Genomic DNA, 14697 nt, shown 5'->3' with positions numbered 1-14697 from the left:
TGTGCGGAAACCGCGTGAAGGACGACGCGCAGCGGTCCGTTCCGGCGCGGCGATGAACGGCCTTGGCCGTACACCTTGCGCCATCGCCGGAAGTGGCGAACCGCTGCTTGACTGGCCGCCCTGGTCCCCTCAATAAGCCTTCCAAGTGACGTTAATCTAACGGGATTGGAAGCGCTAGACGAGAGCGCGTTTACACCGAATTTGCAGAGGATTTCGCGGCGCCGGAAGGCTCGGCGCCATCGCGGTCAGGGCAACGGGAAACTGCGGTCGAAACTTGCACGCACATCCAGATGCGCGCGAATCACGTTGGCCGCTTCGTAGGTGTCCGCGGTGCGCTGCTGCGCGGCCACGACCGTATCGTCGATTGCGACCGGATGCACCTGGCCGCGCTGATAGACGGTCTTCAATACATCGGTGGGCAAGCCCGTCACGCGCGATTGCATCGCCGCGACTTCGTCGGGATGCGTGAGCGCCCAGCGCTGGCCGATCGCCACGCGCCGCAGGAAGTCCGCCAATTGCGCGCGTTTGCCCGCAATCGCGGCCTCGGTCGCGACCTGATAGCTGAGCCCTTCCGACAAACCCACGCCGTTCGCGATGATGCGGTCGTGGTCGCGCGACTCGCCGAGCGCCGTGTACGGGTCCCACACCGACCACGCGTCGACGCTGCCGGACGCGAGCGCGGCCTTGGCGTCGGCGGGCGCGAGGAACACGAACGCGACGTCGCTTGCGGACAGGTTGGCCTTTTTCAGCGCGGCGAGCGCGAGATAGTGGCCGATGGAGCCGCGCGTCGTCGCGAGGCGCTTGCCCTTCAGACCCGCGACGTCCGTGAGCGGCGAATGCGGACCGACGACGATCGCCAGATCGAGCGGATTCGAGCGCGTCGCGGCGACCGCCCTCACCCGCGCGCCCGCTGCGAGTGCGAAAACGAGCGGCGCGTCGCCGAGGCCGCCGACGTCCACGGCGCCCGCGTTCAGTGCTTCGCCAAGCGGCTGCGCTGCCGGAAAATTGAACCATTCGATCTTGTACGGCAGGTCTTTCAACTGGCCGGACGCTTCGAGAATGCCGCGCGTCTGCAACGACTGGTCGCCGACCTTGAGCACGGGTAAGTCGGCCGCGGCGGCGGGCCTCGCACACAACACCAACATCGCGGGAATGGCCACGATAATTGCGGCAAGCGGTTTGACAAGTGCCCGAGGCACGACGGAGAAAATCGCAAAAGACATGATGAGGATGACGTTCCAGGAAGGTGTCGAGCAATAGATTCGACGACGATAAGCGAGCGTCTTGTATAAGACAAACGCATTATCGTGCTAAGCAAATATGCGAATTTTTGTTGCTTGCAAAGTATGCGGGAACAGCGATGCAGGTATCATCGGGCGCACGAACCACCTCATCGCTCATCATGAAGATCGACGAAATCGACGCCTACGTCACCGTTATTCGCTGTCAGTCGCTGCAGCAGGCGGCGCTCTCGCTCGGGCTCACGCAACCGGCCATCACGCGCCGTCTGCAGAATTTCGAGGAAGCGCTCGGCGTCGAATTGCTCGACCGCAACACGCGTCCGCTGAAGGCGACGGCGACCGGCCGGATCGTCTACGAGCAATGCCGCGCGATTCAGCGCGAACTCGACGTGCTGCGCGAAATGGTCGCGACCGATACGCCGCCCACCGGCACGTTGCGCGTGGGCGTCGCACAGACCATCGCCGACGTCGCGCTCGGCGACGCGCTGCGCGCGGTGAAAGACGCCTACCCCGATTTGCAGGCGCGCGCGTCGACCGGCTGGGGCGGCCAGTTGCTCGAACGGCTGCAAGAGGGCGAACTGGACGTCGCCGCGATCCTGCTCCCGGCCAACAAAACCTTCGACGACACGCTGTCGGCACGCTCGCTCGGCCGCATCAAACTCGCAGTGGTCGCGCGCAAGGGTTTGCTCACGAAACGCGCGCATACGCTCGCGCAGTGTCAGTCGATTGGCTGGGTGTTGAATCCGGACGGCTGCGGCTTCCGCGACGGTCTGCAACGCGCGCTGACGGGTCTCGGTCTCGCGCTCAAGCTGAATCTGGAAACGCTCGGCACGGAGTTGCAGTTGCAACTCGTGGCGGACGGTCATGGTCTTGGGCTCGTGCCGCTGCCGCTCTTCAATGCGAGCGCCTATGCCGACAGGCTCGACGTGGTGTCGGTCAGCGACTTCAAGCCGCTCATCGACATCTGGCTCGTGCAGCCGCGCGCGCTCGGCAAATTGCAGCAGCCGGTGGAGCGGTTCGGCGCGGCGATCGCGCGGCAATTCAAGGACACGCGCGCAGCCGCGGGCGCGCGTCGTCAGTCGCCGTCCCTGTCCCCGCGATCCGCCGAACCCCGTCAGATCACATGAAAACCATGCGTGCCGTCGCGAGCCAGTTGCGCGACGAGCCCGTATTCCCACTCGAGATAGGCATTCATCGCTTCGCGCGCGTTATCGGTGCCCTCATAAGGACGCCGGTAACGGTCGATGCGCGGTGACGCCAGCCGCGTCTCGCCGCTTTCCACCGGCAGGCCCGCTTCGATCCACGCCGCCGTGCCGCCCGTCAGCACCTGCACCGGCTTGCCGGCGAGCGCCGCCACGTCGGGCGCGGCGAAGCGCGCGAGCAGACTGCTGCCGCACGTCAGCACATAGCGGCGCGCGTCCGGCAGCTTGTGCAATGCCGTTTCCAACTGACTGCGGATCACGAACCACGCGCCCGGTATGTGGCGCTTCACGTAGTTCGCGCTGCTCGTGAAGTCGAGCACCACCGTGCCCGGCGACTGAAGCAGCGCGGCCAGTTCGGCGGGGGCGATTTCATCGGCGTCGGGCGGCTGCGGGGCCAGGCGCGCCGCGGGCGCCGCGCCTTTTTCCGCGAAGTCGGCGGCCGTCAAACCGTCGACCACGTAGACCTCGATGTTCATCTGCGCGAGCCACGACGCGGTCATGTTCGCGCGCACGCCGTCGCTGTCCGCGAGAATCACGCGCGCGCCGCGCACCGGCGCGAACATTTCGGTTTCCTGCACAAGCTGGCCGCCTGGCGCGGAACGAAAGCCCGGCACGTGGCCCGCTTCGTATTCCTCCGGCGTGCGTACGTCGAAGCGGTACACGGTGCGCACCGCTTCGTCGGCCCAGCGGCGCGCTTCATCGCGTGACGTGCGGCCCACTTTCGCACGGTCGGCGACGGCGCGCGCGCCATCGGCTGCGATGAGACGCAACGCGTCGTCGACGACGGGACCAGGCCGCCGCGAACTGCCGTGCGCGAGCGGCTGCCCCGCGAGCGTCCAGCCGATGGTGCCGTTGCGCAGCGCGGCAACCGGGTTCGGCAAACCCGCGTTGATCAGCGACTGCGCGCCGATGATGCTGCGCGTGCGTCCCGCGCAATTGACGATGATCCGCGTGGCCGGGTCCGGCGCCAGTTCGCGCGCGCGCAGCACGAGTTCCGCCCCCGGCACGCTGATGCTGCCGGGAATGTTCATGGTCTGGTATTCATCGAAACGGCGCGCGTCGAGCACGACCACGTTCTCTTCGCGGTCGAGCAGCGCCTGCACCTGCTGTGCCGGGAGCGACGGCGTGTGGCGCACGCTTTCGACCAGTTCGCCGAACGCCTTGCTCGGCACGTTGACGTCCTGGAACAACTCGCCGCCGGCTTTGCGCCAGCCTTGCAGGCCGCCTTCGAGCAGCGCGACGTCGCTATAGCCGAGGCTTTCGAAACGTTCAGCGGCGCGCGCGGCGAGCCCTTCGCCGTCGTCGAGCACGACGATCGGCACGTCGCGGCGCGGCAAGCGCACCGGTGCATCGAGTTCGAGCCGCGACAGCGGCAGATTCGCGGCAAAGAGCGGATGACTGCGCGCGTGCGGATCTTCCTCGCGCACATCGACGAGCGCGATTTCCTCGCGTTCGAGCAGTGCGCGGCGCACGTCTGCATAAGATCGGGTACGAAAATCTTTCACGAAAGTCATGGGATCGGAGACTCCTTCGACACATTCCAGATGTTCGGCAACACGTCGTTCGAGTAGCCGGACACAAACTTTTTTCGACGGGCGCCGCCCGGGTACACCGAGCGGTTCACTGCGCCGATATTTCCACCGTACACGTGAATGCTGATCGACGTACGGTCACCCAATGCGTTGCTCACGCGATGAATATCGCCGATGCGTGGCGACACGGCATCCACGGCGCCGGCGCCAAGGCGCTCGGGGGCGCCCTCGGCGACGACTTCGCCGTGCGCCGCGACACGGTAACGCTGCGCAATTTCCGCGCCACGCAGCACGCCGATCAAGCCCCAAACCGTGTGGTCGTGAACCGGCGTCGCCTGCCCCGGCCCCCACACGAAACTGACGACCGAAAAGCGCTGCCGCGAGTCCGCGTGCAACAGGTACTGCTGATAGCGCTCGGGATCGGGCTGCGCGAATGCGTCGGGCAGCCAGTCGTCGTGAGCAATCAGTTCACGCAGCGCGTTGGCGCCGGCGTCGAGCAGCGCCGCTTCGCGTGTGTCGCCGTCGACGAGCGCCGCGATCTGGCCGACGAACGTGCGCAGCCGGTCCGGCCGCAGGGTCTGGGTCATCGCTAACATTGAAGGATAGGTCCGAAGATTGATGCGCGCGAGTTCTCTTCGTCTTTTACGCACATCGAGAGAGCATCGCGCGGCAGCGGCGGCCCAAAGCGGTGCAACATCGACCGCGAACGGCTGCCACCTGCACGACGTGGCGCGCAGCGTCTCGCGAAGAAACGCTGCGCGTGGCATGCGTACGCGCGCTTTAATTCAGCACGTCGGGCTCCGCTTCGACGAGCCCTTCCAGCAGGCTCTGAAACGCGAACAATGCGCCATTCGCGCGGCCCACCTGCTCGTGCGTGAGCTTGGCAACGTCGTGCGGGATACGTTGCGGCGTGCCGGCCGCTTCGGCGAGCAGTTGTGCATGACACGCATTGTCGAGCGCGATGTACCACCACGCGGCCGCCTCCACGCTCGGACCCGCCGTGAGAATGCCGTGGTTCTTGAGGATCACCGCCTTGTGCGTGCCGAGCGACGCTGCGATGCGCGCGCCTTCGCCGGTATCGAGCACGACGCCGCGAAAATCGTCGAACAGCGCGTGGTCCTCGTAGAACGCGCATGAATCCTGCGTCAGCGGATCGAGCGTGCGGCCCAGCGTGGACCACGCCTTGCCGTACAGCGAATGCGTGTGCGCCGCCGCGATGACATCGGGACGCGCCTCGTGAATCGCCGCATGAATCGCAAACGCCGCCTGATTCACGGGCCCTTCGCCCACCACGATCTCGCCTTGCGCATTCACGAGCAGCAGATCCGACACGCGGATGCGGCTGAAATGCTTGCCGAACGGATTGACCCAGAAGTGATCGGTCCATTCCGGATCGCGTGCGGTAATGTGACCGGCGAGCCCCTGATCGAAGCCGTAGCGCGCAAAGAGACGAAACGCGACGGCAAGCCGCTCCCGCCGATAACGGCGCTCGGCGGCGAGATCCGTGCGCGGCGGCACGTCGTCGAACCAGAATTTGCGCAGCGGCGCGTGGCGTTGCAGGGTCGAGAGCGTGCTGGCCGGCGAACGTGCTTCGTCAGCCCGTGGATGCGCGTGAGAAAGGTCGGTCATCGCGCCTCCGTTCACGCGGCCAGGGCAACGCGCGCCACGCGTTCGCGTGTTGCGGGAATCAGTTCGCGGCCATAGTCGATGGCGTCTTCGAGCGGATCGAAGCCGCGCACGAGGAACGTCGTGACGCCGAGCGCGTAGTACTCGGCGAGCGTGTCGGCGACCTGTTGCGGCGTGCCGACGAGCGCCGTCGAATTCGAACGTCCGCCGATTTCCTTCGCGATGCCGGTCCACAAGCGCTCGTCCGCGCGATCCGATTCACCGGATGCCGCGAGCAAGCGCCGCGCGCCTTCGCTTTGCGCGGGGCCGCCCACGCCGAGTCCTTGCAGCGCGCGCAGCCGCTTCGTCTCGGCGAGGATGCGCTCGGCGCGCTCCCACGCCGCGCTTTCTGTCGCGGCGAGGATCGGCCTGAACGACACGGAAAAGCGCACGGTGCGCCCGTGCTTCGCGGCCTCGGCACGCACGCGCGTCACCTGCTCGCGCACTTGCGCCTTCGACTCGCCCCATAGCGCGTAGACGTCCGCATGACGTCCAGCGATTTCGAGTGCGGGCGCCGACGCGCCGCCGAAATACACCGGGATATGCGGCTGCTGAACCGGCTTCACTTCGGAGAAGCCTTGTTCGAAACGATAGTACTGGCCGTGGTGATCGAACGGCTTCGCTTCGGTCCAGAGGCGGCGCAGGATCTGCAGATACTCGTCGGTGCGCGCGTAGCGTTCGTCGTGCGAGAGGAAGTCGCCGTCGCGGCGTTGCTCCGCGTCGTCGCCGCCCGAGATGATGTGCACCGCGAGACGGCCGCGCGAATAATGATCGAGCGTCGCCAGTTGCCGCGCGGCGAGCGTCGGCGCCACGAAGCCCGGACGATGCGCGAGCATGAAGTGCACGTTGCTCGTCACGCTCGCGGCGTGCGCGACGGTGAGCAATGCATCGGGGCTCGTCGAATGATGCGGCACGAGAATGCGGTCGAAGCCCGCCGCTTCATGCGCGCGCGCGAACTGTTCGAGATAGCCGACATCGATAACCGGCCCTTGCGGCGCGTGCGTTTCCGATACCTTGCGAGTCTGGATCATGCCGATGAATTCGATGGACACGCGAGTGCCTCCATGAATGATTGCTGCCCGGCGAGGCCGCGGCGTTGCGGGCCGAATGCAATGGCAGTGCATTGTTCGAGGCGTTCACGGTAGCAGGCCGTCATGCGCTTGTTAAATATTGATCGGCCATATCTATATCGAACTTGCATGTAACGGCAGAGGTGCCGGGGAAAGCGCTGCGGCGGTTCAGTGCCCATGATGCCGCCGACAAACCCTTTCGCAAACGTGGACATCCCGGCGTCGCCAGCAGAAAGCCGGAAGCTTTGCGAGAATGCCCCATCGCGTGAAAGCGCCAGAAACAGCAAGCCAACAGACAATGATCCCTTTTTCGGTCCTCGACCTTTCGCCGGTCATCGCGGGCGCCACGCCAGCGGATGCCTTCAGGAACACGCTCGATCTCGCACAGCACGCCGAGCGGTGGAACTACCGCCGCTTCTGGCTCGCCGAGCATCACAACATGACCGGCATTGCGAGCGCGGCCACTTCGGTCGTGATCGGCTATGTGGCGGGCGGCACGAAGACGATCCGCGTCGGCTCGGGCGGCGTGATGCTGCCGAATCACGCGCCGCTCGTGATCGCCGAGCAGTTCGGCACGCTGGAATCGCTTTATCCCGGCCGCATCGACCTGGGACTCGGACGCGCGCCCGGCACCGACCAAAGCACGGCGCGCGCGCTGCGCCGCGATCTGCAAAACAGCGCGGACTCGTTCCCCGACGACGTCGCCGAATTGCAGCGTTATTTCGCGGACCCCGTCGCCGGCCAGCGCATTCGCGCGGTGCCCGGCGCGGGCTTGCATGTGCCGCTGTGGCTGCTCGGGTCGTCGCTTTTCAGCGCGCAGCTTGCGGCGGCGCTCGGCTTGCCGTTTGCATTCGCGTCGCACTTTGCGCCGGATTACATGCTGACGGCGTTGCAGGTTTATCGCGCGCAATTCCGTCCGTCGGAGACGCTCGACAAGCCGTATGCGATGGTCGGCGTGAACCTCTTCGCAGCCGACACCAATGAAGAAGCGCGGCGGCTGTTTACGTCGCTTCAGCAGCAGTTCATCAATTTGCGGCGTGGCACGCCGGGGCAATTGCAGCCGCCGGTGGACCGGGTTGCGGCTTCGGAAATGGAATTGAACTCGGTCGCGCATTCGCTCGCGTGCACGGCGATCGGCGATCGCGATGCGGTGCGCGAGGGCTTGAAGTCGATCATCGAACAGACCGGCGCCGATGAGTTGATGCTCACCGCGCAGATCTATGATCATGAGGCGCGGTTGCGGTCGTTTGAGATTGGGGCGGAGATTTGGGAGGAAATGGCTGGGGGGAAGTGAGGCTTTCGAGGTGTATGAAGACGGCGGTGCGTCGACGCGCCGCCGTTTTGCTTTGGTCGATCCCCTCAGCGGCTGCCCGTTGCAGTGGCCGCCCGCTCGATCACCCGGGCGACTTCTGCCGGATGCGACAGATAGGCGACATGGCTCGACGGAACCTCCACGACCGTGCTCTTCGCGCGGCCCGCCATCCAGCGTTCGAGATCGGGATTCACAGTTCGGTCCTGAGTCGCCACGACGGCCCAGCTCGGCTTCGTTTTCCAGGCCGGCTGGCTCACCGGCGCGGTGAACGACTCATGTGCCGGCATGACCTGCGAACTCGCCATGAATGCGGCCTCCGCGGCGGGTACGTCGGCAGCGAAGTCGGCTCTGAAGTGCTCTGCGTCGAAGTAGAGGTGGCCATCGTCGGTTGCCTTGATGGCTTTTGTCGCGGCCGGCATTTTCGTCGTCAGGTCCTTGAGGCTTTCGCCCGCATCCGGTTCGAACGCGGCGATGTAGACGAGGCCCGCCACGCGCGCATTGTTGCCCGCCTCGGTAATCACCGCTCCGCCATAACTATGGCCGACGAGGATTGTCGGGCCGTCCTGCGCATCGACGATACGCGTAGTCGCGGCGACGTCTTCCTTGAACGAGGTCTCCGGCTCCTGAACCACCGAGACTTTATAGCCGTCCCGCGCGAGGATCTTCGACACGGCTTGCCAGCCTGAGCCGTCGGCGAAATAGCCGTGAACCAGGACGATGTTCTTGACAGGTGCGGCTTCGGCGAATTGCGTGGCGAATGCGCTGGCGCCAATGGTCAAGGCTGCGGCAAAACGGCGAATCTTGTTGATGGTTTTCATTTTCGACTCCAGAAGTTAACGATGATTGGACAATTGGTTGCAATGGTTCAGCTTGCAGGCTGCCGCCGATGACCCGTTAGCGTACGGGTCATGCGAAAGCCGGCACGAATGTTTTGGATGCCTTAACGATACGCGAGGTGATCGGGCGAACCGGGGAACGTCGGATCAATCGACGGTCTTGGCCCACACCGCCTGAGCGTTGGTGAACTCGCGCAGACCGAAGTGCGACAGTTCACGGCCGTATCCGCTCTTCTTGACCCCGCCCACCGGAATGCGCGGATTCGAAGCGGAGAAGCCGTTGATAAAGACGCCGCCCGTTTCCAGCCGGCGCGCGATTCGCTGCGCACGGGCGACGTCGCGCGTCCACAGGCTGCCGCCGAGACCGTAGTCGCTCGTGTTGGCAAGTTCGATAGCGTGCTCGGCGTCGTCGGCAACGGTGATTGCGGCGACCGGGCCAAAGGTTTCTTCGTCGAAAGCAGCCATGCCGGGGGCGACATCCGCGAGCACGGTCGGCGCGTAGTAATTCCCGGCGCCTTCCACCTTGCTGCCTCCGAGCAGCAGCGTCGCGCCTGCTTCGATGGTGCGTTGCACCTGCCCGTGCAGCTCGTCGCGCAAGTCGGCGCGCGCCATCGGCCCGATGGTGCTTGCCGGATCGTGCGGATCGCCCGCCACGACCTGACGCGCGGCGGCCACGAACTTGCGCGTGAACTCTTCTGCAACGGGCCGCTCGACAATGAACCGCTTGGCTGCGAGACAAACCTGGCCGGCGTTTTGAAAGCGAGCCTCGATGGCCGCTTTCACGGCCAGGTCGATGTTCGCATCGGCCAATACGATGAAGGCGTCGGCGCCGCCGAGTTCCAGCAGCGTCTTCTTTAGCGCCCGGCCCGCCGTGGATGCGACGGCGGACCCGGCCCGCATGCTGCCGGTCAGCGTGACGGCGGCAACGCGCGGATCTTCGATCACGTGGGCCACGGTTTCGTTATCGGCGTTCAGGTTGGCGAAGAGTCCGACCGGGAAGCCGGCGGCTTCATAAGCGTCCTGCAACGCGTACGCCGAGCCCATCACATTGGCTGCATGCTTGAGGATGAAGCCGTTGCCCGAGAGCATGATCGGACCCGATGCGCGAATCACCTGCCACAACGGAAAATTCCATGGCATCACGGCGAGGATGGAACCGATCGGCAGATAGGAGACATGCACCTGATCGTCGCCTTCGACAGGCGCCGGTTCGTCAGCGAGGAAAGCGGGACCATGCTCGGCGATCCAGTCGATCGCGCTGGCGCATTTTGCGACTTCGGCTCGTGCGGCGGCGAGCGTCTTGCCCATCTCCTGAGTAATCAGCGCGGCCAACGCTTCCGAGCGCTCGCGCAACGTCGCGGCCAGGCGGCGGTAAGTTGCCACGCGCACAGCCATGGGCGTCCCGCGCCACAGCCGGTAGGCCGCGGCGTTGTCCTCCAGCATGCGCTCGACTTCGTCGGCGGTCTGAAACGGATAGTGCGCGATGAACTCGCCGGTTGCGGGATTGCGCGACGTTGCGCCGATGGCGGTGGGAAGGTTCAGGTTCGACATGTTTGCCTCGATTGAGTGAAGTGACGAGCAGTGGAAAGTCGCTGCAGTGGTGTCACTTTATGCAAACCGGGGCGGGTCAAGAAGGCGTCTTGTGATCCTATGAGTCGGACTCACTGGCAGAGTGCCGGGGAATGTAAGTCACAAGCGACAGGTCCGGTCTGCCGGTGGGCGTCAATGCAACGTAAGTGAATTCGATGTGGCCGCCTGCTGGATGACGAAGCCGTTTGTCGCCTTCATCGAAACCTTTGACCTCGGTGTCCTGCCACCAGTCGCTGAACTCGGGGCTCAGTTCCGTGAGCTCGTCGATGAGGCTATCGAACGGCGCCTTGTCCGGCGCCTGCGCGCGCGCGGCGCGGAACGCGGAGATCATGCCGCGCGTCATCTGCTCCCAGTCGAGAATCAGCGTGCGATAAGGCTTGTAGAGAAACAGCAGACGCAACGTATTGCGCTCGTGCGGCTCCAGCGATCCATAGTCGACGAACAGGTCGGCAATGGCATCGTTCCACGCCAGAATGTCGAGCCGCGTGTTGCGGACATAGGCCGGAACGTTGATCGAGCGAACCAGTCGTTCGAGGCCTTCGGTGACGCCGCTGCCGGTTGCTACCTGCGAAAGCTCGCGCGATGAAAGCGCGAACAGATGTGCCGACTCCACGGTGTCGAGCTTGAGCACGCGCGAGATTCTGCGCAGCGCATCGGCGGACGGTTGAATGTCGCGGCCCTGTTCGAGCCAGGTGTACCAGCTAACGCTGACGCCCGCGAGTACGGCGACCTCTTCGCGGCGCAGGCCGGGGGTACGGCGGGGGCCGTCGGGCAGGCCGAATTCGGCAGGTTGCAGGCGGCCGCGGCGGCTTGAAAGAAACGCGCCAAGTTCGCGTCGCTGCTCGGCAGAGGGTCTTCTGGACATAGTGTCTCGGTTAACGGCGAATGGGCAGGCGGGCGGACGTACCGGGCATCGTCGCGAGGCAGCTTACGACCAGCCCACTGACGGCCCGGGCATGCCTTGCTCGACCGGGAATGCGAACACTATCACGGCAAAATGTCCAGGTTGTGCCACGACGACTAGCGGCGCTTCATACGAACGCGTCGAAACCGCTCTCGTATGAAGCGCCGCATTTGCGCGATGGCCACGCACAATGTCTTGCGCGCGGCCCTGTCGCTGGAAAGTGTGAGTCAACGTTCGCTCAGAACTCCTGGCTCGTGGGACGAAGCACGATCTCGTTGGTGCCGACGTCGTCGGGCTGCCCGATCGCACAGGCGACGGGCCGCTTCGATCCCTTGCTCATGCGATCACTTCGTGTGCCTGAACGGATAACGATTCCGCGTAGGCCGGATAGTCCGTGAGTCCTTCGTCCCCCCCGCCATACAACGTTGCCGGATTCACGGCATTGAGCGGCCAGCCGTTCGCGATGCGCTCAGGCAGATCCGGGTTCGCGATGTACGGGCGGCCGAATGCAATCAGGTCCGCAAGGTTCGCTTCGATCAGGCGCGCGCCGCGCTCGGCCGTGTAGCGACCCGCGTAGATGATGCGGCCGCTGAACACCCGGCGGACTTCCTCGCGAAACGCCGTCGGCAGATCGGGTGCGTTATCCCAGTCGGCTTCCGCTATTGACACATAGGCCGCACCGGCAGCTTCCAGCACCTTGATTGCCTCGATATACGTGCGATGAGGATCGTCTTCGACGAGGCCGATGTACACGCGGTCCTGATCGGTGCTCGTGAACAACGGCGTGAAGCGCACGCCCAGCCGTTCAGGCCCGACCACCGCGGCGACCGCCCCGACGATCTCGCGCAGAAAGCGCAAGCGGTTGTGCAGCGAGCCGCCGTACTCGTCCTCACGTTTGTTCGAGTGTGCCGAGATGAACTGATTCACGAGGTAGCCATTGGCCGCGTGAATCTCGACACCGTCGAAGCCCGCACGCAGCGCGTTCTGCGCTGCCTTTGCGTAGTGCCCGACTAACTCGCCGATCTCGGCGACGCTCAACTCGCGTGGCACCGAAGGCTCGACCAGCGTGCCGGTGCCGGGACCGGTCTCGATGAACGCCTTGACCTTCTGTGCCGCGATCGGCGAAGGCGCAACCGGCGCTGCGCCGTAGGGCTGCAACGCGGTATGCGAGACGCGGCCCACATGCCACAACTGCGCGAAGATCACGCCGCCTTCGGCGTGCACCGCGTCGGTCACGCGAGCCCAGCCTTCGACCTGTTCGTCGCTGTAGATGCCGGGCGTCCACGCGTAGCCCTGACCGCGCGGTTCGATCTGCGCTCCTTCGCTGATCATGAAGCCCGCGCCGGCGCGCTGGCCGTAATAGAGCGCGCTCGATGCGGCCGGTATGTCGCCGGGCTGGGCGGCTCTCTGGCGCGTCAGCGGCGGCAGCACGATACGGTTGCGCAAGATGTGCCGCCCGAGCTTGAGCGGCGTGAAGAGTGAGGGATATTCCATGTTCTTTTCGCTCCCGAATGGACCCAGGTCGCACGTTGCGACGGGCTCGATCGAGCCGGCTGCGCGCGATCATGGCGATCCTGCGCGATCAGCTAACTGGCTCTTTGGTGAAGATGCCGCGCGCTTGCCCGAAGGCAACGCGCGTCGGCAGACAGGCGGCTTTTATTGCGCGGCGAGCGCCGGGTGCTTCATCAGAACGGCGGCAGCGGAGGACGACGAAGCCGGGTTTTGTCCGGTAATGAGCAGGCCGTCGGTGACTACATACGGAGCCCAGTCGACGGTCTTCGAATAAATGCCGCCCTTGGCCTTCAGTTCGTCTTCAACGAGGAACGGCACGATCTCGGTGAGGCCCACCGCGGCTTCTTCCGAATTCGTGAAGCCCGTCACCTTCTTGCCTTCGACCAGCGGCTTGCCGTCCGCCGTGGTGACGTGGCGCAGTACGCCCGGTGCATGACACACGAGTGCAACGGGTTTGCCGGCGGCGATGAACGACTGGATCAGCGCGATCGAATGCGGGTCTTCGGCCAGGTCCCACAGCGGGCCGTGGCCGCCGGGATAGAACACCGTGTCGAAGTCCGCCTGCGAGACGCTGTCGAGGCGCACGGTTGCCGCGAGTTGCGCTTTGGCCGCCGCGTCGTTTTCAAAGCGGTGTGTCTGGTCGGTCTGATTGGCCGGCTCGTTGCTCTTCGGATCGAGCGGCGGCTGGCCGCCCTGCGGCGAGGCCAGCACGATCTCAGCGCCCGCGTCCTTGAACGTGTAGTAAGGCGCCGCGAGTTCTTCCAGCCAGAAGCCGGTCTTGCGGCCGGTGTTGCCCAATTGATCGTGCGAGGTCAAAACCATCAGTACTTTCATGTCGTTCTCCAATGCGTGATAGGTGAGTTGCGAATTTGAGTTGCGAATTGCCGGCAACGCTGTCATGACGACACGGCTATGTAGTCAGTGCTTCGCCTCTGCAATCGGTTAGGGCGCAGCAAGGTCCGTTCATTTCGTCGTGACATCGTTCGCAGCGTTGAATCAACGGCCGGAATACAGAGAGCGGACGCCGTTGGTCGCCGGTGCGCCACTGGCGGAGGAACCGCTGTTTGCACCGCCGAAGCCGCTCGCGGACTTTTCCTCCGCAGCCACACGTGCAGTGGCGGCCTCGATCTGAGCCGGATAGAACGCTTGATCGCCTTGGCCAGCACGGTATCCAGCCTTCTGGAGTTGCACCAGTTCATGGCGAACCTGCGCACGGGTGACCTGATCGTTCGACTGAGCGAACGATGCTGCGGGGATGGCAAGGGCGGCGGCGACTGCAACAGCATTGATGAGCGATTTCATGATTTCTTCCAAAGGTTGTCGTTGAATAAAGTGGCGAAGTAACTGTGCTTGCAGCAGTGGGACAGAAGGAAAGCTGCTGCAGTGGTGTCACTTTAAGCAAACGAAACCGAGGCAAGAAGGCGTCTTGTGATCCTATGAGTGAGGGTCACAGGCAGGAGCATCGTGGAGTTGGAAGGCACACGAAGTCTGGGTCGTCGCACCCGTACACGACCAGAGCGGAACGTCGCATTCCGTAAGCCTGCATTCGCCGCTGCGCATTTCGCGTCACGGGCAGCGGCGCTTCGGCGTGCAACGCACGCCCGGCGATTGCATCGTGATGCTCGTGAGCAGGTGCGGACCGAAACGACAAACAAGAATGTGTATCGCTTTCAATCGTTACAAAAAATTCCCGCAACGTCCGTTGCCGCGACCTAAAGTCCAATCCACGCATCTGACAAAAGACGGTCTTCGCAAAGCGTCCGCTCATACCGTGACGACGTTTTCCGATGCGTGAAAAAACCACCTGGTATTGCGTAGTGAAATCGTGACCGA

13 protein-coding genes and 2 pseudogenes are annotated in these 14697 nt (G+C 64.4%); 3 read left to right on the top strand and 12 right to left on the bottom strand.

The window, feature by feature from the left end; translation table 11 throughout:
- Positions 1–245: 245 nt before the first annotated feature.
- A complete protein-coding gene (locus AB6809_RS17715) occupies positions 246–1223 on the bottom strand; it encodes an ABC transporter substrate-binding protein (protein ID WP_029969164.1) in 978 nt (325 codons plus the stop codon).
- Between the two features lie 179 nt (positions 1224–1402).
- On the opposite strand from AB6809_RS17715, the gene AB6809_RS17710 reads away from it, so the two are divergent.
- Positions 1403–2368, top strand: coding sequence for a LysR family transcriptional regulator (locus AB6809_RS17710; RefSeq protein WP_371026923.1), 966 nt, complete (start codon positions 1403–1405; stop codon positions 2366–2368).
- On the opposite strand, the gene AB6809_RS17705 is transcribed toward AB6809_RS17710, so the two are convergent.
- From AB6809_RS17705 to AB6809_RS17690, 4 genes are all read right to left on the bottom strand, one after another.
- On the bottom strand, positions 2356–3957 hold the full coding sequence (locus AB6809_RS17705; protein WP_006051103.1) for a rhodanese-related sulfurtransferase: 1602 nt from the start codon (positions 3955–3957) through the stop codon (positions 2356–2358). The two genes, AB6809_RS17710 and AB6809_RS17705, sit on opposite strands and share 13 nt — an antisense overlap.
- Positions 3954–4562: a cysteine dioxygenase gene (locus AB6809_RS17700; RefSeq protein ID WP_029969158.1), complete on the bottom strand. Its 609-nt coding sequence runs from the start codon at positions 4560–4562 to the stop codon at positions 3954–3956. Before AB6809_RS17700 ends, AB6809_RS17705 begins: the two co-directional genes overlap by 4 nt.
- 193 nt (positions 4563–4755) lie before the next feature.
- Positions 4756–5604: a class II aldolase/adducin family protein gene (locus AB6809_RS17695; RefSeq protein WP_029969156.1), complete on the bottom strand. Its 849-nt coding sequence runs from the start codon at positions 5602–5604 to the stop codon at positions 4756–4758.
- Positions 5605–5615: 11 nt separating this feature from the next.
- Positions 5616–6692: an LLM class flavin-dependent oxidoreductase gene (locus tag AB6809_RS17690; RefSeq protein WP_371026901.1), complete on the bottom strand. Its 1077-nt coding sequence runs from the start codon at positions 6690–6692 to the stop codon at positions 5616–5618.
- A 316-nt stretch (positions 6693–7008) separates the two neighbouring features.
- Here AB6809_RS17690 and AB6809_RS17685 point away from each other — a divergent pair, with 316 nt between their 5' ends.
- Entirely contained in the window at positions 7009–8004 is a 996-nt protein-coding gene (locus AB6809_RS17685; protein WP_006051107.1) for an LLM class flavin-dependent oxidoreductase, read from the top strand.
- Between the two features lie 65 nt (positions 8005–8069).
- On the opposite strand, the gene AB6809_RS17680 is transcribed toward AB6809_RS17685, so the two are convergent.
- From AB6809_RS17680 to AB6809_RS17650, 7 genes and pseudogenes are all read right to left on the bottom strand, one after another.
- Positions 8070–8840: an alpha/beta hydrolase gene (locus AB6809_RS17680; protein ID WP_029969154.1), complete on the bottom strand. Its 771-nt coding sequence runs from the start codon at positions 8838–8840 to the stop codon at positions 8070–8072.
- Between the two features lie 165 nt (positions 8841–9005).
- Positions 9006–10409 (bottom strand): NAD-dependent succinate-semialdehyde dehydrogenase, encoded by a 1404-nt coding sequence (locus AB6809_RS17675; protein ID WP_029969152.1) that lies wholly within the window; start codon positions 10407–10409, stop codon positions 9006–9008.
- Positions 10410–10506: 97 nt separating this feature from the next.
- Complete coding sequence (locus AB6809_RS17670; RefSeq protein ID WP_029969150.1) at positions 10507–11313, bottom strand: helix-turn-helix transcriptional regulator; 807 nt, start codon at positions 11311–11313, stop codon at positions 10507–10509.
- A 277-nt stretch (positions 11314–11590) separates the two neighbouring features.
- A pseudogene (locus tag AB6809_RS17665) lies at positions 11591–11674 on the bottom strand (oxidoreductase); the annotation flags it as partial.
- 14 nt (positions 11675–11688) lie between these two features.
- Positions 11689–12846 (bottom strand): alkene reductase, encoded by a 1158-nt coding sequence (locus tag AB6809_RS17660; RefSeq protein ID WP_371026900.1) that lies wholly within the window; start codon positions 12844–12846, stop codon positions 11689–11691.
- Between the two features lie 162 nt (positions 12847–13008).
- A complete protein-coding gene (locus AB6809_RS17655) occupies positions 13009–13698 on the bottom strand; it encodes a type 1 glutamine amidotransferase domain-containing protein (RefSeq protein WP_371026899.1) in 690 nt (229 codons plus the stop codon).
- 162 nt (positions 13699–13860) lie between these two features.
- Positions 13861–14166, bottom strand: a complete 306-nt coding sequence (locus tag AB6809_RS17650; RefSeq protein ID WP_029969147.1) for a DUF4148 domain-containing protein — start codon at positions 14164–14166, stop codon at positions 13861–13863.
- A 175-nt stretch (positions 14167–14341) separates the two neighbouring features.
- On the opposite strand from AB6809_RS17650, the pseudogene AB6809_RS17645 reads away from it, so the two are divergent.
- Positions 14342–14659 (top strand): annotated as a pseudogene (locus AB6809_RS17645) (5'/3'-nucleotidase SurE); the annotation flags it as partial.
- Positions 14660–14697: the final 38 nt, after the last annotated feature.

The organism is Paraburkholderia sp. RCC_158 (assembly GCF_041355255.1).
Lineage (GTDB): Bacteria > Pseudomonadota > Gammaproteobacteria > Burkholderiales > Burkholderiaceae > Paraburkholderia > Paraburkholderia graminis.
The sequence above is the reverse complement of the archived record's forward strand: the minus strand, read 5'-3'. Positions and strand labels throughout refer to the sequence as shown.

Coding starts and splice junctions, on each gene's coding strand:
- AB6809_RS17705 (WP_006051103.1), bottom strand. CDS start 3,957: ATGACTTTCGTGAAAGATTTTCGTACCCGATCTTATGCAGACGTGCGC.
- AB6809_RS17710 (WP_371026923.1), top strand. CDS start 1,403: ATGAAGATCGACGAAATCGACGCCTACGTCACCGTTATTCGCTGTCAG.
- AB6809_RS17685 (WP_006051107.1), top strand. CDS start 7,009: ATGATCCCTTTTTCGGTCCTCGACCTTTCGCCGGTCATCGCGGGCGCC.
- AB6809_RS17715 (WP_029969164.1), bottom strand. CDS start 1,223: ATGTCTTTTGCGATTTTCTCCGTCGTGCCTCGGGCACTTGTCAAACCG.
- AB6809_RS17660 (WP_371026900.1), bottom strand. CDS start 12,846: ATGGAATATCCCTCACTCTTCACGCCGCTCAAGCTCGGGCGGCACATC.
- AB6809_RS17695 (WP_029969156.1), bottom strand. CDS start 5,604: ATGACCGACCTTTCTCACGCGCATCCACGGGCTGACGAAGCACGTTCG.
- AB6809_RS17650 (WP_029969147.1), bottom strand. CDS start 14,166: ATGAAATCGCTCATCAATGCTGTTGCAGTCGCCGCCGCCCTTGCCATC.
- AB6809_RS17680 (WP_029969154.1), bottom strand. CDS start 8,840: ATGAAAACCATCAACAAGATTCGCCGTTTTGCCGCAGCCTTGACCATT.
- AB6809_RS17655 (WP_371026899.1), bottom strand. CDS start 13,698: ATGAAAGTACTGATGGTTTTGACCTCGCACGATCAATTGGGCAACACC.
- AB6809_RS17700 (WP_029969158.1), bottom strand. CDS start 4,562: ATGACCCAGACCCTGCGGCCGGACCGGCTGCGCACGTTCGTCGGCCAG.
- AB6809_RS17670 (WP_029969150.1), bottom strand. CDS start 11,313: ATGTCCAGAAGACCCTCTGCCGAGCAGCGACGCGAACTTGGCGCGTTT.
- AB6809_RS17675 (WP_029969152.1), bottom strand. CDS start 10,409: ATGTCGAACCTGAACCTTCCCACCGCCATCGGCGCAACGTCGCGCAAT.